The organism is Klebsiella sp. GL120222-02, from assembly GCF_003097195.1.
Classification (GTDB): Bacteria; Pseudomonadota; Gammaproteobacteria; order Enterobacterales; family Enterobacteriaceae; genus Klebsiella; species Klebsiella variicola.
This window is the reverse complement of record NZ_QEQO01000011.1, coordinates 93111-112444: the sequence shown is the minus strand read 5'-3', so window position 1 is coordinate 112444 and position 19334 is coordinate 93111. Positions and strand designations below refer to the sequence as shown.

The window sequence follows — 19334 nt, the reverse complement described above, 5'->3', positions numbered from 1 at the left end:
TCAGTAGCTATCATCCAGACGACGCTGGTCGCTTTCTAACTGGCGACGATCCTGATCGAGCTGGCGCTGGCGTTCGTCAAGCTGGCGGCGGCGATCGTCCAGTTGCCGTTGTCGATCGTCATACTGACGCTGGCTGTCGCGGCTCTGCTGACGGCTCCCCTGATAGCGCCCGTCATCATACCGGCCATCATCATCGTATCTGTCGTCGTCATCGGAGCGGTTGCTACCCGGGTTATAGGCGTCGTTAATGGCTTGCTGAATATTGCCGATCGCGTCATCGATAATATCGGCGCGAGCGGCCAGGCTGGTCAGCGACAGGGTGCAAAAGAGCAGTGCGGTTGCGTAACGTTTCATCGGGGCCAATCTCGTCAGAGTCCTGCCGCTACCTTAATCAAGCGTACACCCCCCGAGTAGCGGAGGAATCTCAAATCCTCGCGTACGCCGCGCTCAGCGCCTGCGCCAGCTGGGCGCGGGTAAACGGCTTACGCAGCCACTCTACTTCCGGCAGGGCCGGATTCTGCGCCGGACGCAAATCCTGGCCGCTGATCAGCAGCACCGGCAGCGCCGGAAAGCGGCGTCGGGCGGTATGGATCACGTCGGCGCCGCTCAGCGCGCCGGGCAGCATCAGATCGCTAATCAACAGAGCGATATCCGGCGACGCCTCCAGCAGCTGCAGCGCCTCTTCGCCACTCGGCGTCTCCAGCGTCAGCCAGCCCAACTGATGCAGCTGTTCACACAGCGTCTGGCGTACATCTTCTTCATCTTCCAGCACCAGCGCCAGCCGTTCTCCCGCCGGCAGCGGCTCGTCCTCCGCTGGCGCCACCGTCGTCTCAACCTCGGTCATCGCCCGCGGCAGCTGCAGCCGCACCGTCGTCCCCTGCCCCGGCGCGCTCTCCAGCGCCACCCGGCCGCCCGACTGGCGCACAAAGCCATACACCATCGACAGTCCCAGACCGCTGCCGCTGCCGGTGGCTTTGGTGGTGAAGAACGGTTCAAACACCCGGGCTTTCACCGCCTGTGACATCCCGCTGCCATGATCGATCACCTCCAGGGCCACCATATCCTGCCGCTGACCGCTGCTGCGGGTGACCCGCTGATTCCAGGTGCGTATTTTGATAACCCCGTCGCGCCCGGCCATGGCGTCACGGGCGTTCATCACCAGATTGATCAGGGCGTTTTCCAGCTGGCCAACGTCTATCCATGCCGGCCACGCCGGCGACTGCGCCTCAATCTCCAGACTTAAGGTCGCCGGCAGGGAGTGACGCATCAGCTCGCTGAGGTTCTCCAGCAGCGGCGCCATCGCCACCGCCTGGGGATGCAGCGCCTGTTTGCGCGAAAAGGCCAGCAGCCGCTGAGTCAGAAGCGCCCCACGCTCCGCCGCCTTCAGCGCCCTGGAGAGGCGCGGCGCATCGCGTGCGTCCGGTTCCACCAGCTCGAGGCTGCCGATGATCACCGCCAGCAGGTTGTTAAAGTCATGCGCCAGCCCCCCGGTCAACTGGCCGACGGCCTTCATCTTCTGGCTGTGCAGCAGCGCTTCTTCAAGCTCCTGGCGCTTAATTCGATCGATCTCCATCTGGGTGGTCTTCTCTTTCAGCAGCCGGGTGGTGTGCTCCAGCGACGCCGTATTGCGGGCGAAAACGTTAAAGGCTCGCGCCAGCTCGCCCAGCTCATCGCGCCGCTGCAGGGCCGGCACCGAGACGTTCGGCTCCCCCTGAGCCAGCCGCGACATCGCCAGGGAGATGGCGGTCAGGTTCGAGCCAAGGTTACGGTAGATATACCACCCGGCGCAGCCGGTGATCGCCAGCGCCAGCAGCGCGGAAAGCAGAATAAACATGCTGATGGAGCGCAGCTCCCGATGGCTCTGCGCTGCCCGCTGCTCTGAGGCTTCCGCCACCCGGGTCACGTACTGATTGATATCCTCGTTAAGCAACGCGACCAGCGCTTTGATGTGGTACATGTACCAGCTGATCGTCAGATCGCTCTCCTCCAGCTGGGCCGACAGCGGGGCCAGCGTCGCCAGTTCCCGGTTGACGTCGGGCAGGAAAAACGCCAGCGCGGGATCGGCGCTGCCTGCCGGCAGGTCGCCGCGCAGCTGGTCGAGCTGCAGAACGATCGACCGCGGCGTAACGGTATGGATCGCGGCCACGATCAGCCGGTCCATCTCGGCCAGCCGGCGCGGATCGATCGCCTTATCCCCGCCGCGATCGTTAAGATCGGCGAGATGGCGCAGGTTGCTCTGATTCTGGTAAAGCGAACTCAGCAGCGCATTGCGCTGCAGATGGCGGCGCTGGCCGCGCTCCAGCATCTCCGCCACGCTCTGCTGCAGCGCGTTGCTGCGTCGAATAATATTGGCCACCCGCGCCTGCTCCTGCTGCGCCAGCGGGGCCGCCGCCAGCTGGGCCAGCGAGTGCTTCAGCGCCTGCTGCGTCGCCAGCAGCCGTTCCGCTTCGCTTTTGTACTCCAGCGCCCCCACCACCTGCGACAGGCGCACCGCCGCCGTGGCGACATTCGCCGTGTCCCGCGCCAGATCCATACTGCCGCGCATGTCGTTGAGAGTCTGGCGCTGCACCTGCTCCTGCAGCTGGCTGGCGTGGTGAAAGCCGAACACCGCCACGCCGCTCACCAACAGGGTGACCACGCCCATCAGCAGATTAAAGGAGAGCAGGCGGCCACGGGCGCTGGTGAAAAACGGGTGTCGGCGAGCGGTCATAGCAACTCCGGTGAAGGATCGGTCGGCAGATAAGCGTGACGGTGCAGAAAATGACGCCGCGTAACTGTGATCGCGGTTAACTATTTATCACTATGACAAATATGAATGGATTCTGACATTCTGCATTTATTTTCCGGTGGTGGACTGCAGCTATTGTTCTCACAGACAGGAGCGCCGCGATGACCGCCACCCCGGTACTGGAAATGCGCCATATTGCCAAAGTCTTTGGCAAATTCTACGCGCTGAAAGGCGTCGACCTGACGGTCTGGCCAGGGGAGATCCATGCCCTGATGGGAGAAAACGGCGCCGGAAAAAGCACGCTGATGAAGATCCTTGCCGGCGCCTATACCGCCACCAGCGGCGAGATCCTGATCGACGGAAAACCGCAAACCATCCGCGGCCCCAAGGACGCGCTGGCCGCTGGGATCACGTTGATCTATCAGGAGATGCAGCTGGCGCCGAACCTGACCGTCGCGGAAAACATTTTCCTCGGCAGCGAGCTGGCGCGCGGTGGCCTGGTGCAGCGCAAAGCCATGCTCAGCCAGGCGCAGGCGGTGATCGACCGTCTCGGCGCCCAGTTCAAAGCCAGCGACCGGGTGATGACCCTGACCATCGCCGAACAGCAGCAGGTGGAGATCGCCCGGGCGCTCCACCGTCAAAGCCGCATTCTGGTGATGGATGAACCGACCGCCGCCCTCTCCTCGCGGGAAACCCAGCGCCTGTTCGAGCTCATCCTGCGCCTGCGCGATGAGGGAATGGCGATTATCTATATCAGCCACCGCATGGCGGAAGTGTATGAGCTCTCCGACCGCGTCAGCGTCCTGCGCGACGGGCAGTATGTCGGCAGCCTGGTGCGCGACAAGCTCAACGCGCCGGAGCTGGTGCGCATGATGGTCGGCCGCCCGCTCAGCGATCTGTTCAATAAAGAACGTGACATTCCCCGCGGCCAGCCGCGCCTGCGGGTCGAGGATCTGACCGATGGCGGCAAGGTTAAGCCCAGCAGCCTCGTGGTGCATGCTGGCGAAATCGTCGGCCTCGCCGGGCTGGTCGGCGCCGGACGGTCCGAACTGGCGCAGCTGATCTTCGGCGTGCGCAAAGCCACTGGCGGGGTGATTGAGATCGACGGCGAGCCGGTGGTGATCCACTCGCCGCGCGAAGCCATCGACCTCGGGATCGGCTTTCTGACCGAAAACCGCAAAGAACAGGGGTTGTTTCTCGAACTGGCAGCCCAGGAAAACATCACCATGGCGACGCTGGAGCGCGACGCGAACTGGGGGATGCTCAACCGCCGGAAGGCGCAAACCATCTCCGATGACGCCATCCAGTTGCTTAACATCCGCGTGCCGCACGCCCAGGTGCGCGCCGGCGGGCTGTCCGGCGGCAACCAGCAGAAATTATTGATTTCACGCTGGGTGGCGATTGGCCCGCGCATTCTGATCCTCGATGAACCCACCCGCGGCGTCGACGTCGGCGCGAAAAGCGAGATTTACCGCATCATGAACGACATGGCGCGCCAGGGCGTCGCCATTCTGATGATCTCCAGCGAACTGCCCGAAGTGGTGGGCATGAGCGACCGGGTCTATGTGATGCGCGAGGGCGCTATCGCCGGCGAGTTACAGGCCGGCGATATCAGCCAGGAAAGTATCATGACGCTGGCCACCGGCGTGAACGATTCTCACCTTAAGGCAGGGCAACTATGAGCATACCGAAAGAGACCTCCGCGCCGGTCGCGAAATCCGCTTCGGCGAAAAAAATGTTGATGGGCGACCTGATGCAGACCGTCGGCATTCTGCCGATCCTCATCCTGATCGTCGCCGTTTTCGGCTTTATCGCCCCCAACTTTTTCACGGAAAGCAATCTGCTGAATATCACCCGCCAGGCCTCGATCAACATTGTGCTGGCGGCGGGAATGACCTTCATCATTCTTACCGGCGGCATTGACCTCTCCGTCGGCTCCATTCTCGGCACCACCGCGGTGGCGGCAATGGTGGTGTCGCTGATCCCGGAGCTGGCGTTGCTGTCGATTCCGGCGGCGCTGATGCTCGGCCTGCTGCTTGGGCTGTTCAACGGCGCGCTGGTCGCCTTCGCCGGGCTACCGCCGTTTATCGTCACCCTCGGCACCTACACGGCGCTGCGCGGCGCCGCCTATCTGCTGGCCGACGGCACCACGGTGATCAACTCCGATATCAGCTTTGAGTGGATCGGCAATGACTACCTCGGCCCGGTGCCGTGGCTGGTGGTCATCGCCCTGGCGGTGATCGCGGTGTGCTGGTTTATCCTGCGCCGAACCACCCTTGGGGTGCATATCTACGCGGTGGGCGGCAACATGCAGGCGGCGCGGCTGACCGGTATCAAAGTCTGGCTGGTGCTGCTGTTTGTCTACGGCATGAGCGGCCTGCTCTCCGGTCTTGGCGGGGTAATGAGCGCCTCGCGGCTGTACAGCGCCAACGGCAACCTCGGCGTCGGCTACGAGCTGGATGCCATCGCCGCGGTCATTCTCGGCGGCACCAGCTTCGTCGGCGGTATCGGCACCATCACCGGTACGCTGGTGGGGGCGCTGATTATCGCCACCCTCAATAACGGCATGACCCTGATGGGGGTCTCCTACTTCTGGCAACTGGTGATCAAAGGGGCGGTGATCATCATTGCGGTGCTGATCGACAAATACCGTACCCGACACCATCAAAGTGCATAACAACACCATCTTACCTGCGAGGAAAAGCGAATGCGTTTAAAACCGATAGTGACCGCGCTGTGTGCTGGCGCGCTGCTGGCCGCCTCCCCCTTTGCGTCGGCCAAAGAACTGAAAGCGATTGGCGTGACAGTGGGCGACCTTGCCAACCCGTTCTTTGTGCAGATCACCAAAGGGGCGGAGCTGGAGGCCCGCAAGCTGGCGGGAGATAATGTCAAAGTGACGCTGGTCTCCAGCGGCTACGATTTGGGCCAGCAGGTGGCGCAGATCGATAACTTTATCGCCGCCAAAGTCGATATGATCATCCTCAACGCCGCCGATTCGAAGGGCATTGGCCCGGCAGTGAAGCGGGCCAAAGAGGCCGGGATCGTGGTGGTGGCGGTTGACGTCGCCGCCGAAGGCGCCGACGCCACCATTACCTCCGATAACACCCAGGCGGGCGAGCTGGCCTGTAAATACATTAGCGACCGCCTGAACAACAAAGGCAGCGTGGTGATCATCAACGGGCCGCCGGTATCTGCGGTACAAAACCGCGTCGAAGGCTGCGAAACGGAGTTCAAAAAACACCCGGATATAAAAATCCTCTCCTCCAACCAGAACGCTAAAGGCAGCCGGGAAGGCGGCCTGGAGGTGATGACCTCCCTGCTGGCGGCCAATCCGAAGATTGACGGCGTGTTCGCGATCAACGATCCGACGGCGATTGGCGCCGATCTGGCGGCGAAACAGGCGCAGCGTAGCGAATTCTTCATCGTGGGCGTCGACGGCAGCCCGGACGGCGAAGAGGCGCTGAAGCGTAAGAACTCCCTGTTCGTCGCGACGCCGGCGCAGGATCCGCAGGTGATGGCGGCGAAGGCGGTGGAGATTGGCTACGACATCCTGCAGGGCAAGCCGGCGCCGACCGCGCCAGTGCTAATCCCGGTGACGATGATCGACAAAAACAACGTCAGCTCTTACAAAGGCTGGACCGTGAAATAAGCGCAACCCGGCGCACAATCGTTCCGCCGATTGTGCGCTACGCTTAACGAGTATGACGGCGCGGAGTAGCGATCATGGAACGTAAAGGGATTATTGCCGCAGGCAACATGCTGGTCGATCATGTCCATCAGATCAGGCAGTGGCCGGAGCGCGGCTGGCTGGTGGAAATTGTCCATAGCGAACGCGCCACCGGCGGCGCGCCGCTGAATGTCCTGCTGACCCTGGCTAAAATGCATGCCGGACTGCCGCTGCAGGCGGTTGGCCTGATTGGCGAGGATAACGACGGCGACTACATTACCGCCATGCTCGATCAGTACCATATCAATCGCCAGCTCGTGCAGCGCACCAGCTCCGCCCCCACCTCGATGACCCAGGTGATGACCGACGCCGACGGCCAGCGCACCTTCTTTCACTCTCCCGGCGCCAACCGACTGCTTGACCTCCCGGCCTTTGAGCCGCTGGATACGCCGCTGAAGATTTTTCATCTCGGCTATCTGCTGCTGCTCGAAAGCCTTGATCGGCCCGACGAGGCGTTCGGCACCCGCAGCGCACGACTGCTGGCGCAGATGCGCGATCGAGGCTATGAAGTGTCCCTCGACCTGGTGTCGCGCAAAGGCGATCCGCACTACCGCCCGCGGGTCCTGCCGGCGCTGGCGCATCTCGACTACCTGACCATCAATGAGCTGGAGGCCAGCGAGTTTAGCGGGCTGGAAATCCGCCTGCCCAACGGTGAGCCGCACGTCGCCAATATCGCCCGCGCCGCCAGCGCATTACTTGACGCCGGCGTGCGCCAGCGGGTGGTGATCCATTGTCCGGAGGGCGCATGGGGCGTATCCCGCACGGAAGCCGGGCGCTGGGTACCGTCATGGCGGCTGCCGCCGGAGGAGATTATCGGCAGCGTCGGAGCCGGGGACGCCTTCTGCGCCGGCCTGCTGTACGGCAGCCACGAACGCTGGCCGTTAACCGACAGTCTGCAGCTGGCCCACGCCTGCGCCCGCGCCAGCCTGCAGGCCGCGAATGCGATCGACGGCGCCAAAACGCTCCCTGAGCTGCAGGCGTTTATTCAGTTGCAGAATGGTTAGACTGGGTAGATCCCGCTATCAGGGCGATGCCACAGGAGAACGACGTATCATGGCGAGAAAAGGGATACGGTTTATTCAAATCACGCCTGTTTTACGCTGAGTTCAACAAGGGCGGGCCAGATGACTAACTGCGCCACTCGGCCAACACCTTTTCCAGTTTATCTAACGACTCAGCGCGTTTTATCGCTGGCATCTGATGAATATTGCGCAATTTCCACTGCACGGCAGGCAAATCCTGAATACGTGTTTCCGGCGCTAAACGCCAGTCTGGTTCGCCTCGTTTAAATGACAGCAAAAAATCGATATCCTGTTGCGTGAAACAGGATTTTAACGCATCAATCATCCTGTAGGGGACTGCTGTCAGTTCCTCCAGGGCTATCGTCTCAAATGTCATCCCGCTGAATTCACGGTAAAAGGGTTCAGCAATATCTTTCCAGCGAGGACTAAGCACTTCAGCCAGAGGCCGATTATGGCTAAGTAAATACGCGATAAACCCATTGAAAATGGGACGGTTAAGCTCCTGCGCATCAAGAAGTAATTTCACATCATAAAAATCTCTGGGATGCTGGCGATCCAGCGCCGCGCATAATTTTCCACCGTAGAGATCGGGCAACGAAACCACCGGAAGGCTGGCATAGCCAAAAACGTCCTCTACCGCCCCCACCACCTCTCGCTCCTGTGGTGGATATAATGTTCCCCGTGCGACCGGTGAGACCTCTATCTTTATTTGTGCGCTATCGGTAGTAACAACGACACGCATCTCATCGGAACGATTAGCTTGTAATACAGCGTTCATACCCGCCTGTTGTTGCAGATTAGCGGCAATACGTGCAAGCGCATCCCGTATATGAGGTAAAGCGATCGCTCTGCTTTCCAGGGGCACCCAGGCGAGGTCGATATCCACCGATAATCGTGGGAAATCACGGATAAAGAGATTGATTGCCGTGCCACCTTTCAGCGCAAATTCCCGTTCGACGGCAACATAGGGTAAAACCTGCATTAACAGAGCAACCTGCCGATAATAGGGCGCCTGTATATCCATATTTTTTATTCCTTTTGAAAGCGTTCAGGCACAGTGATTTGGTATTGAGCATTGAACTTGCCATTTACCACGATTTGCCGCTTACCCGCTCCCAGATCGATTTTTTGGCTATCGATTCGTCTGAGCCAACCATGCTCGTAAAAACTGGCGAAAAAGAGATACAAACGCTTGGTCTGCACGGACTGGCTGACAGAAAGCAGATACTCTACTTTACGAGGATTAAGATTAACTAGTCCCTGGAAAAGCTCTGCCGCGTGGTTAAATGAGAGGGTCCCCGGTACCGCGCTCAACAACTCGTAAGCAGCCAGTTCCGGCGCACTGCCGGTGAGTCTTTTCCCTTTTACATCAAGCGTTACGCGGTATTTATCATCCAGCACCGGCAGTTTTTGCCCCGATATGACTATCCACTCCACACCCGGGAATTCCCTGAACCATTTTGGCAGCAGCGCTTTATTTTCCATACTCAACCAGCACTGGTTTTGTTTGAGCTGTAGATAGTGTGAACGACCCTGCCAGACTAAGCTACTGAGCCCCGCGACATACACCGGAGCGGCTAGCTGATTTTGCAAACATGCTAATGCATCGTTCCACTCCGGCTCACGTCCCGCACGCGCGTATACGCCGTTGCCTCGTTTTTTTAACCAGCCACTTTGCGTGTATTTAAAGGCCAGAGAGGGAGAGATGGCATGCCGGCTTAACCAGGACTGAAGGATCACATCTCCGGGAGCACTGTTTTGCAGCAGCCAGTTTAATTTTGATGGCATAGATTAACCCAAGGTGTCACTTTAATAAAAAAAGTAAACTCGCCGCGCTAAATAAAGTCAAGAGCAGGTTGGCAGCACCTCGCCCTACGCCGCCTTATCGCTGTGGGTCACATCGGCGGAAAAGACATAGCCCAGACCGCGCAGGGTTTTAATCAACGTCGGCTGATGCGGGTTTAACTCGATTTTGCGGCGCAGGCGCATGATCAGCACGTCGATAGTCCGGTCGAACACCTCAGTGCTTTCATTATGAGTCAGCGCCAGCAGCTGTTCGCGATTCAATACCCGGCGCGCGTTCTGCGCCAGCGCCAGCAGCAGGCCATATTCTCCCTGGGTCAGCGGGATCGCCTGCTGCTGCGGGTTATACAGTTCGCAGCGCGTGGTATCCAGCCGCCAGCCGTTAAACGTCAGGCCGCTGCCGACGCCCGACGTCTCGCCAGCCAGCGCCCCGCTGCGTCGCAGTACCGCTTTCACCCGGGCGACCACCACCCGCGAGCTGAAAGGTTTGGCGATGTAATCATCGGCGCCCATCTCCAGGCCCACCACTACATCAGACTCACTGCCCAGACCAGACAGCATCACCACCGGCAGCTCAGGCCGCGTGCGCTGCAGCTGCTGAAGCACCTGCAGACCATGGGTATCCGGCAGGATCATATCCAGCAAAACCAGCGCGATGTCTGCCCGCTGCGCCACCCTCGCCAGCGCGTCGCCGCCGGTCTGGCAGACCAATACTTCAAACGCGTGCGCGCCAAGCACATCGCTGAGCAGTTCGCCCATCGCTATGTCGTCATCCACCACCAAAATGACTGGTTTCATCTTTGCCTCTGCCCGCGGGGAATTAGTGTCAGTCTGATCGATTCTGCAAGCCTGCGCCGACAAATTCCTCTCCCGGTGACATTTTTTCAAGCGCCGTCACATCTCCGGCGTATCGACACGTCAAATCTGTCGACAGGCTGTTTTTCGTCAGCATTTCGCCCAAAAAAGCCGCGTATCATCAAGGAATATCCACAATGAAAATATGGCATAGAAGATGCATAGTGACGGCGCGATAGCGCAAACGCGCCCATTGAATAACTGGAGCAAGACCGATGAAAAAAGTCGTCACGGTTTGCCCGTATTGCGCATCAGGTTGCAAAATCAACCTGGTGGTCGATAACGGCAAAATCGTTCGGGCTGAAGCGGCGCAGGGGAAAACCAACCAGGGAACCCTGTGCCTGAAGGGCTATTATGGCTGGGACTTTATTAACGATACCCAGATCCTGACGCCGCGCCTGAAAACCCCCATGATCCGTCGTGAACGCGGCGGCAAGCTGGAAGCGGTTTCCTGGGATGAGGCGCTGGATTACGTCGCCACTCGCCTCAGCGCCATTAAAGCCAAATATGGCCCGGATGCGATCCAAACCACCGGCTCCTCCCGCGGCACCGGTAATGAAACCAACTATGTGATGCAAAAATTCGCGCGCGCCGTTATTGGTACCAATAACGTCGACTGCTGCGCTCGCGTCTGACACGGCCCTTCGGTTGCAGGTCTGCACCAGTCGGTCGGTAACGGCGCCATGAGTAATGCCATCACGGAGATTGATAACACCGATCTGGTGTTTATCTTCGGTTACAACCCGGCGGATTCCCACCCTATCGTGGCGAATCACGTCATTAACGCCAAACGCAACGGGGCGAAAATCATCGTCTGCGACCCGCGCAAAATTGAAACCGCGCGCATCGCCGACATGCACATTGCGCTGAAGAACGGCTCGAATATCGCGCTGCTCAACGCCATTGGCCATGTGATTATTGAAGAGGATCTGTACGATAAATCCTTCGTCGCCAGCCGTTCCGAGGGCTTCGAGGAGTATCGCAAAATCGTTGAAGGCTATACGCCGGAGTCGGTGGAAGCGATCACCGGGGTTAGCGCCCAGGAGATCCGCGCCTGCGCCCGGATGTACGCCAGCGCCAAATCCGCCGCCATCCTGTGGGGCATGGGCGTCACCCAGTTCTATCAGGGCGTGGAGACGGTCCGGTCGCTGACCAGCCTTGCGATCCTCACCGGCAACCTCGGCAAGCCGAGCGTCGGCGTCAACCCGGTACGCGGCCAGAACAACGTCCAGGGGGCCTGCGATATGGGCGCGCTGCCGGATACCTATCCGGGCTACCAGTACGTCAAATTCCCGGAGAACCGCGAGAAGTTCGCCAAAGCCTGGGGCGTCGACAGCCTGCCGGAACATACCGGCTATCGCATCAGCGAGCTGCCGCATCGCGCGGCGCACGGTGAAGTGCGGGCAGCGTACATCATGGGTGAGGATCCGCTGCAGACCGATGCCGAACTCTCGGCGGTCCGCAAAGCGTTCGACGATCTGGAACTGGTTATCGTCCAGGACATTTTCATGACCAAAACCGCCTCCGCGGCCGACGTCATCCTGCCGTCCACCTCGTGGGGCGAGCACGAAGGCGTGTATACCGCAGCGGACCGCGGCTTCCAGCGCTTCTTTAAAGCCGTGGAGCCGAAGTGGGACCTGAAAACCGACTGGCAGATCATCAGCGAAATCGCCACCCGGATGGGCTATCCGATGCACTACAACAATACCCAGGAGATCTGGGATGAGTTGCGGCATCTGTGCCCGGACTTCTACGGCGCCACCTATGAAAAAATGGGCGAACTCGGCTACGTCATGTGGCCATGCCGCGATGAGTCCGACGCCGACCAGGGGACGTCGTATCTGTTTAAAGAGAAGTTCGATACCCCGAACGGGCTGGCGCAGTTCTTCACCTGCGACTGGGTCGCGCCGATCGATAAGCTCACCGACGAGTACCCAATGGTGCTGTCGACGGTGCGCGAAGTCGGCCACTACTCGTGTCGTTCAATGACCGGTAACTGCGCGGCGCTGGCGGCACTGGCGGATGAACCTGGCTATGCGCAAATCAACACCGCCGACGCCGAACGGTTAGGCATCGAAGATGAAGCGCTGGTGTGGGTGAATTCGCGTAAGGGTCGGATCATCACCCGCGCGCAGGTCAGCGACCGGCCGAACAAAGGCGCGGTGTATATGACCTACCAGTGGTGGATCGGTGCCTGTAACGAGCTGGTCTCAGAGAACCTGAGTCCGATAACCAAAACGCCGGAGTACAAGTACTGCGCGGTCAACGTTGAGCGGATTGCCGATCAGCGCGCGGCGGAACAGTACGTGATCGACGAGTACAACAAGCTGAAAGCCCGCCTGCGCGAAAGCGCGATGGGTTAAGGTTCGAACCTTTGTACCATTGAGTAGCCCCGGTAAGCGGTAGCGCTACCGGGGATTTTCCCCGGAGGCGGCGCATTGCGCCTTCTCCGGGCTACCAAATCGCACAACGCTGTAGCCCCGGTAAGCGTTAGCGCCACCGGGGATTTTCTCCGGAGGCGGCGCGTTGCGCCTTCTCCGGGTATTTACCCCGCTAATTCCCGCCATTTTCTTCTTTTTCGCCTCCCTTTATACTGCGCGCTATGTTCCTTGCTGATAATAAATACAAATGAAATACCTCTTTTTATTTCTACTGGTTTTCACCAGCGGCGCAGCGGTCGCCACCGAACCGGGCAGCCAGTATCAACAGCAGGCGGAAGCCGGCGATCGACGCGCGCAATATTACCTTGCCGATACCTGGGTCAGCTCCGGCGATTATGAGAAAGCCGAATACTGGGCGCAGAAGGCCGCCGCCCAGGGCGATGGCGATGCACTGGCGCTGCTGGCGCAGCTCAAAATTCGCAACCCTCAGCAGGCGGACTATCCGCAGGCCCGCCAGCTGGCGGAAAAAGCCGTCAAGGTCGGCAGTAAATCCGGGGAGATCGTTCTGGCGCGGGTGCTGGTGAACCGTCAGGCTGGCCCCACCGATGTGGCGCACGCCATCACGCTGCTGCAGGATGCCGCCCGGGATAGCGAAAGCGATGCAGCGGTGGACGCCCAGATGCTGCTGGGGCTGATCTACGCCAGCGGCGTGCACGGCCCGGAAGATGATGTGAAAGCGAGCGAATACTTCAAAGGCAGCTCGGCGCTCTCACGGACCGGCTATGCCGAATACTGGGCCGGGATGATGTTCCAGCAGGGAGAGAAAGGCTTTATCGAACCGAATAAGCAGAAGGCGCTGCACTGGCTTAACGTCAGCTGCCTGGAGGGGTTTGATACCGGCTGCGAAGAGTTTGACCGGATCAGTAAAGGATAAGAAAAAGCCCGGCGTTCGCGCCGGGCTTTGTGTTTTATTGGGCGGTTTTATCAAACTTGCCCAGCACTTCGCGTTCATACGCCAGCGCTTTTTTGCGGTCGAACTTATGCTCCCACTTGGCGATAACCAGCACCGCCAGCGCATTCCCCACCACGTTCAGCGCGGTACGCGCCATGTCGAGGATACGGTCGACGCCGGCGATAAAGGCGAGGCCTTCCAGCGGGATCCCGACGCTACCCAGGGTTGCCAGCAGCACCACGAAGGAGACGCCCGGCACGCCAGCGATCCCTTTCGAGGTAACCATCAGAGTCAGCACCAGGGTGATCTCCTGCCAGATAGAGAGGTCGATACCGTACAGCTGGGCGATAAAGATCGCCGCGATGCTCTGATACAGCGTTGAGCCATCGAGGTTAAAGGAATAACCGGTCGGCACCACAAAGCTGGTGATCGACGCCGGCGCGCCATAGGCTTCCATCTTCTCGATAATGCGCGGCAGCACGCTCTCCGAGCTGGCGGTGGAGTAGGCCAGAATCAGCTCATCTTTCAGGATACGGATCAGGATCCAGATGCTCAGGCCACACAGACGCGCGACAATCCCCAGCACCACCAGCGCGAAGAACAGGATCGCGAAGTAAACCAGCAGTACCAGCTTGGCCAGCGGCCACAGCGAGGCGAAACCAAAGGTGGCGACGGTCACCGAAATCAGAGCGAACACCCCGATCGGCGCATAGCGCATCACCATGTGGGTGACTTTAAACATGGTTTCGGAGATGGAGCGGAAAACCGTCACCAACGGCTCACGGTGGGTCGCCGGCAGCGAGGAGAGCCCCAAACCAAACAGCACCGAGAAGAAGATAATCGGCAGCATATCGCCTTTCGCCATCGACGCCACGATGTTGGTCGGGACCAGCGACAGGATAGTGCCCATCAGGCCATGCGCATGGCTTTGCACCTCGGCAGTCGTGCTCTGATATTTCGAAATATCAACCGCCGCCAGCTGTGACATATCAATGCCGGTCCCCGGCTGAAAGACGTTGGCCAGGGTGATACCCAGCACGATCGCCACCGTGGTGATCACTTCGAAATAGATAATGGTTTTGGCGCCGATCCGGCCTAACTGCTTGGCATCGCCCACGCCGGCAATCCCGACCACCAGGGTCGAAATGACAATCGGGACCACGATCATTTTAATCAGATGGATAAAGATATCGCCCGCCGGCGTCAGCAAATTGCTAATCAACCAATCGCGACTTTCGGCGTGGTAATGCAGATAACTGCCCAGAAGGATACCCAGCACCAGGGCTAGCAAGATTTGCCAGGCCAGACTGACTTTTTTCGTTTTCTTCACTACTGACTTCCTCAATGAAAGGCACCATTCCTTTTCGTCATGGTACCCACTGCAGGGGGTATGAATTGTGTTGCGTTGCTTTGTGGGGTTATTTAACGCGCAATATCAGTATCATTTGCACGGCATGCTGCGCAAGCCTTTAAGAATAGGGCTTTCTTCTGGTTTTCTGCATAAAGTCACGAATTTTCCCCAGTTACAATGCATAAGTATTTGTAATAAAAAATATTTCACACCTTCCGTTTCTATAAATTCATTTACGTAATTATTTCACTTCAAAGTTTCATTTGATGAAATTTCACTCAGTTGAATCATTGCGTGATCTGCCCCCCAATTAACAAACAAAGCTGTCAAAACCCCTACTCTTAACGTTTGTTTGACATATATTTAACAAGTTCAAAGGAGAAAAAAAGCCATGAGCCAAATACACAAACACCCTATTCCCGCTAATATCGCGGAACGTTGCCTGATTAACCCGGAACAGTACAAGGCGCAGTACCAACAATCCATAACCGACCCTGATACATTTTGGGGCGAGCAGGGCAAGATCCTTGACTGGATACGCCCCTATACCCGCGTGAAGAACACCTCTTTCGCGCCGGGTAATATTTCCATCAAATGGTATGAAGATGGCACCCTGAACCTCGCCGCCAACTGCCTCGACCGCCATCTCGCCGAGCGCGGCGATCAAACCGCCATCATCTGGGAAGGCGACGACGCCAGCCAGAGCAAGCACATCACCTACCGTGAACTGCATGCAGACGTGTGCCGCTTCGCCAATGCGCTGCTCGACCTTGGGATTAAAAAAGGCGATGTGGTCGCCATTTATATGCCGATGGTGCCGGAAGCCGCGGTGGCGATGCTGGCCTGCGCCCGCATCGGCGCCATCCACTCAGTGATTTTCGGCGGCTTCTCGCCGGAGGCGGTGGCCGGGCGCATTATCGACTCCAGCTCGCGCCTGGTGATCACCGCTGACGAAGGGCTGCGCGCTGGTCGCGCCATCCCGCTGAAGAAAAACGTTGATGACGCGCTGAAAAACCCGAACGTCAACAGTATTGAGCATGTCGTGGTCCTGAAACGTACCGGCGGCAAAATCGACTGGCAGGAAGGCCGCGACCTGTGGTGGAGCGACCTGATGGCGAACGCCAGCGCCGAGCACCGGCCCGTCGAGATGAACGCCGAAGATCCGCTGTTCATCCTCTATACCTCTGGCTCCACCGGTAAACCGAAAGGGGTGCTGCACACCACCGGCGGCTACCTGGTCTACGCGGCCACCACCTTTAAATACGTTTTCGACTACCATCCGGGCGATATTTACTGGTGCACCGCCGATGTGGGCTGGGTCACCGGCCACAGCTATCTGCTGTATGGTCCGCTGGCCTGCGGCGCCACCACCCTGATGTTCGAAGGGGTACCGAACTGGCCAACCCCGGCGCGTATGTGCCAGGTCGTCGATAAGCATAAGGTCAGCATTCTCTATACCGCCCCGACGGCTATCCGCGCCCTGATGGCGGAAGGCGACAAAGCTATCGAAGGCACAGACCGTTCCTCGCTGCGCATTCTCGGCTCGGTCGGCGAACCGATTAACCCGGAAGCCTGGGAGTGGTACTGGAAGAAGATCGGTAACGAGAAGTGCCCGGTGATGGACACCTGGTGGCAGACCGAAACCGGCGGCTTTATGATCACCCCGCTGCCGGGCGCAATCGAGCTGAAGGCCGGCTCCGCGACGCGTCCGTTCTTCGGCGTCCAGCCGGTGCTGGTGGATAACGAAGGCCTGCCGCTGGATGGCGCCACCGAGGGCAATCTTGCCATCGCCGACTCCTGGCCCGGCCAGGCGCGTACCCTGTTCGGTGACCATGAGCGCTTTGAGCAAACCTACTTCTCCACCTTCAAAAATATGTACTTTAGCGGCGATGGCGCGCGTCGCGATGAAGATGGTTACTACTGGATCACTGGCCGCGTGGATGACGTGCTGAACGTCTCCGGCCACCGTCTGGGTACCGCGGAAATTGAATCCGCGCTGGTGTCGCACCCGAAAATCGCTGAAGCGGCGGTGGTGGGGATCCCGCACAACATCAAAGGCCAGGCCATCTACGCCTACGTGACGCTCAATCACGGCGAAGAACCAACGCCGGAGCTGTATGCCGAAGTGCGTAACTGGGTGCGCAAAGAGATCGGCCCGCTGGCGACGCCGGATGTGCTGCACTGGACCGATTCGCTACCGAAAACCCGCTCGGGCAAAATCATGCGTCGCATTCTGCGTAAGATTGCCGCGGGCGACACCAGCAACCTCGGCGATACCTCGACGCTCGCCGATCCTGGCGTCGTGGAAAAACTGCTCGAAGAGAAGCAGACCATAACGATGCCATCGTAAGCAAGGACCGATTCCCTACACCCTCTCCCCCGCCGGGGAGAGGATAAAAATAAGTCCCTCCCCCAGGATTCCACTCGCAGGAACGCCGTCAGCAAACCGTATCCCGGCGCCATCGCCGGAGGGGTTGCTGTCGCCAGCGTCCGCTGAGTGGATGACGAAAGGGAGACCTCTGGAGACGCTAAGATGAATGAACAACTTTGTCAGCGGATAGAAAATAGTGCGCATTTCAGGGAGTTAGTTGCATCACGGCAACGGTTTGCCGCCATTCTGTCAGTGATTATGTTAGTGATCTACGTGGGCTTTATTTTGCTTATCGCCTTCGCGCCCGGCTGGCTCGGCACTCCGCTGCACGCCGGTACCAGCGTCACCCGCGGGATCCCGCTCGGCATTGGCGTGATCGTCATTTCGTTTATCCTGACCGGTATTTATGTCTGGCGGGCCAATGGTGAATTCGACCGTTTGACCAAGAGCGTTCTCAACGAGGTAAAAGCATGATCAAGAGAGTCCTGACGGCGCTCGCCGCCACGCTGCTGCCCCTCGGCGCTCACGCGGCAGACGCCATTACCGGCGCGGTACAGCGCCAGCCGACCAACTGGCAGGCGATTGTCATGTTCCTGATTTTCGTCGCCCTGACGCTTTACATCACCTACTGGGCCTCAAAACGGGTACGTTCGCGCAGCGATTATTATACCGCCGGCGGCAATATTACTGGCTTCCAGAACGGGCTGGCGATTGCCGGCGACTTTATGTCGGCAGCGTCGTTCCTCGGTATTTCCGCGCTGGTGTATACCTCAGGCTACGACGGCCTGATCTACTCGCTGGGCTTTCTCGTCGGCTGGCCGATTATCCTGTTTCTGATTGCCGAACGACTGCGCAACCTTGGCCGCTATACCTTTGCTGACGTCGCTTCATACCGCCTGAAGCAGGGGCCGATCCGCACCCTCTCCGCCTGCGGATCGCTGGTGGTGGTGGCGCTGTATCTGATCGCGCAGATGGTGGGCGCCGGCAAGCTGATCCAGCTGCTGTTCGGCCTCAATTACCATGTCGCCGTGGTGCTGGTTGGCGTGCTGATGGTGCTCTATGTCCTGTTCGGCGGCATGCTGGCAACCACCTGGGTGCAGATTATTAAAGCGGTTCTGCTGCTGTGCGGCGCCAGCTTTATGGCCTTTATGGTCATGAAGCACGTCGGCTTCAGCTTCAATAACCTGTTTACCGAGGCGATGGCCGTCCATCCGAAAGGGGCGGCGATTATGAGTCCCGGCGGACTGGTGAAAGATCCGATATCCGCGCTCTCTCTGGGTCTGGGTCTGATGTTCGGTACCGCCGGCCTGCCGCATATTCTGATGCGCTTCTTTACCGTGAGCGATGCCAAAGAAGCGCGTAAAAGCGTCTTCTACGCCACCGGTTTTATGGGCTATTTCTATATCCTGACCTTTATTATCGGCTTCGGCGCCATCATGCTGGTCGGCGCGAACCCGGCGTTTAAAGACGCGGCCGGACAGCTTATCGGCGGCAATAACATGGCGGCGGTACATCTGGCGGATGCGGTGGGGGGCAATCTGTTCCTCGGCTTTATCTCCGCGGTCGCTTTCGCCACTATCCTGGCGGTGGTGGCTGGCCTGACGCTCGCCGGCGCCTCAGCGGTGTCGCACGACCTGTACGCCAACGTCTTCCGCAAGGGCGCGACCGAGCGTCAGGAGCTGAAGGTCTCCAAGATCACCGTGCTGATCCTCGGGGTGGTGGCCATTCTGCTGGGTATTCTGTTTGAAAATCAGAACATCGCTTTCATGGTCGGCCTGGCCTTCTCCATTGCCGCCAGCTGTAACTTCCCGATTATTCTGCTGTCGATGTACTGGTCGAAGCTGACCACCCGCGGCGCGATGGTCGGCGGCTGGCTGGGCCTGCTGACTGCGGTCATTCTGATGATCCTCGGCCCGACCATTTGGGTGCAGATCCTCGGCCATGAGAAAGCGCTGTTCCCGTATGAATATCCGGCGCTGTTCTCCATCGCCATCGCGTTCATCGGTATCTGGGTCTTCTCCGCCACCGATAACTCACCGGAAGGGATGCGCGAGCGCGAGCAGTTCCGCGCCCAGTTTATCCGTTCACAAACCGGGATCGGTATCGAACGCGGCCAGGCGCATTAATCGTTCTCTCCCCTTCCC

At 59.1% G+C, this 19334-nt stretch carries 15 protein-coding genes and 1 pseudogene; 9 read left to right on the top strand and 7 right to left on the bottom strand.

Translation table 11 applies throughout. The features are described 5' to 3' along the window. On the bottom strand, window positions 1-354 hold the full coding sequence (yjdP, locus tag N438_RS25150) for a DDRRRQL repeat protein YjdP (protein WP_012543151.1): 354 nt from the start codon (window positions 352-354) through the stop codon (window positions 1-3). Window positions 355-424: 70 nt separating this feature from the next. Continuing rightward, window positions 425-2710: an ATP-binding protein gene (locus N438_RS25145; protein WP_012969140.1), complete on the bottom strand. Its 2286-nt coding sequence runs from the start codon at window positions 2708-2710 to the stop codon at window positions 425-427. A gap of 179 nt (window positions 2711-2889) precedes the next feature. Between N438_RS25145 and N438_RS25140 the strand changes: the two genes are divergently transcribed. From N438_RS25140 to N438_RS25125, 4 genes are all read left to right on the top strand, one after another. Further along, window positions 2890-4410, top strand: a complete 1521-nt coding sequence (locus N438_RS25140; RefSeq protein WP_064324014.1) for a sugar ABC transporter ATP-binding protein — start codon at window positions 2890-2892, stop codon at window positions 4408-4410. Then, window positions 4407-5405: a ribose ABC transporter permease gene (locus tag N438_RS25135; RefSeq protein ID WP_004206363.1), complete on the top strand. Its 999-nt coding sequence runs from the start codon at window positions 4407-4409 to the stop codon at window positions 5403-5405. Before N438_RS25140 ends, N438_RS25135 begins: the two co-directional genes overlap by 4 nt. 30 nt (window positions 5406-5435) lie before the next feature. Next, entirely contained in the window at window positions 5436-6377 is a 942-nt protein-coding gene (locus tag N438_RS25130) for an ABC transporter substrate-binding protein (RefSeq protein ID WP_012543155.1), read from the top strand. Window positions 6378-6451: 74 nt separating this feature from the next. After that, on the top strand, window positions 6452-7459 hold the full coding sequence (locus N438_RS25125) for a carbohydrate kinase family protein (protein WP_022065799.1): 1008 nt from the start codon (window positions 6452-6454) through the stop codon (window positions 7457-7459). Window positions 7460-7583: 124 nt separating this feature from the next. Here N438_RS25125 and N438_RS25120 read toward each other — a convergent pair whose 3' ends face one another. From N438_RS25120 to N438_RS25110, 3 genes are all read right to left on the bottom strand, one after another. Further along, complete coding sequence (locus N438_RS25120; RefSeq protein WP_012969143.1) at window positions 7584-8501, bottom strand: nucleotidyl transferase AbiEii/AbiGii toxin family protein; 918 nt, start codon at window positions 8499-8501, stop codon at window positions 7584-7586. A 5-nt stretch (window positions 8502-8506) separates the two neighbouring features. After that, entirely contained in the window at window positions 8507-9265 is a 759-nt protein-coding gene (locus N438_RS25115; RefSeq protein WP_008807257.1) for a type IV toxin-antitoxin system AbiEi family antitoxin, read from the bottom strand. 84 nt (window positions 9266-9349) lie between these two features. Further along, a complete protein-coding gene (locus N438_RS25110; protein ID WP_008807258.1) occupies window positions 9350-10078 on the bottom strand; it encodes a response regulator transcription factor in 729 nt (242 codons plus the stop codon). Window positions 10079-10350: 272 nt separating this feature from the next. Between N438_RS25110 and fdhF the strand changes: the two genes are divergently transcribed. Together fdhF and N438_RS25100 are read left to right on the top strand one after the other, a co-directional pair. Beyond that, complete coding sequence (gene fdhF, locus N438_RS25105; RefSeq protein ID WP_077598936.1) at window positions 10351-12498, top strand: formate dehydrogenase subunit alpha; 2148 nt, start codon at window positions 10351-10353, stop codon at window positions 12496-12498. A gap of 265 nt (window positions 12499-12763) precedes the next feature. After that, window positions 12764-13450 carry a tetratricopeptide repeat protein gene (locus N438_RS25100; protein WP_008807260.1) on the top strand — a complete coding sequence of 229 codons (687 nt, stop codon included), beginning with the start codon at window positions 12764-12766 and terminating at the stop codon, window positions 13448-13450. A 34-nt stretch (window positions 13451-13484) separates the two neighbouring features. On the opposite strand, the gene gltP is transcribed toward N438_RS25100, so the two are convergent. Together gltP and N438_RS25090 are read right to left on the bottom strand one after the other, a co-directional pair. Next, window positions 13485-14798 carry a glutamate/aspartate:proton symporter GltP gene (gene gltP, locus N438_RS25095; RefSeq protein ID WP_012543161.1) on the bottom strand — a complete coding sequence of 438 codons (1314 nt, stop codon included), beginning with the start codon at window positions 14796-14798 and terminating at the stop codon, window positions 13485-13487. A gap of 111 nt (window positions 14799-14909) precedes the next feature. Further along, window positions 14910-15110: pseudogene (locus N438_RS25090) on the bottom strand (hypothetical protein). 100 nt (window positions 15111-15210) lie between these two features. Here N438_RS25090 and acs point away from each other — a divergent pair. The 3 genes from acs (at window position 15211) to actP (ending at window position 19316) form a co-directional block, all read left to right on the top strand. Further along, a complete protein-coding gene (acs, locus tag N438_RS25085; RefSeq protein ID WP_049152853.1) occupies window positions 15211-17169 on the top strand; it encodes an acetate--CoA ligase in 1959 nt (652 codons plus the stop codon). Between the two features lie 183 nt (window positions 17170-17352). Then, window positions 17353-17664 carry a DUF485 domain-containing protein gene (locus N438_RS25075; RefSeq protein ID WP_004177812.1) on the top strand — a complete coding sequence of 104 codons (312 nt, stop codon included), beginning with the start codon at window positions 17353-17355 and terminating at the stop codon, window positions 17662-17664. Beyond that, on the top strand, window positions 17664-19316 hold the full coding sequence (gene actP / locus N438_RS25070) for a cation/acetate symporter ActP (protein WP_024623073.1): 1653 nt from the start codon (window positions 17664-17666) through the stop codon (window positions 19314-19316). Before N438_RS25075 ends, actP begins: the two co-directional genes overlap by 1 nt. Window positions 19317-19334 lie beyond the last annotated feature (18 nt).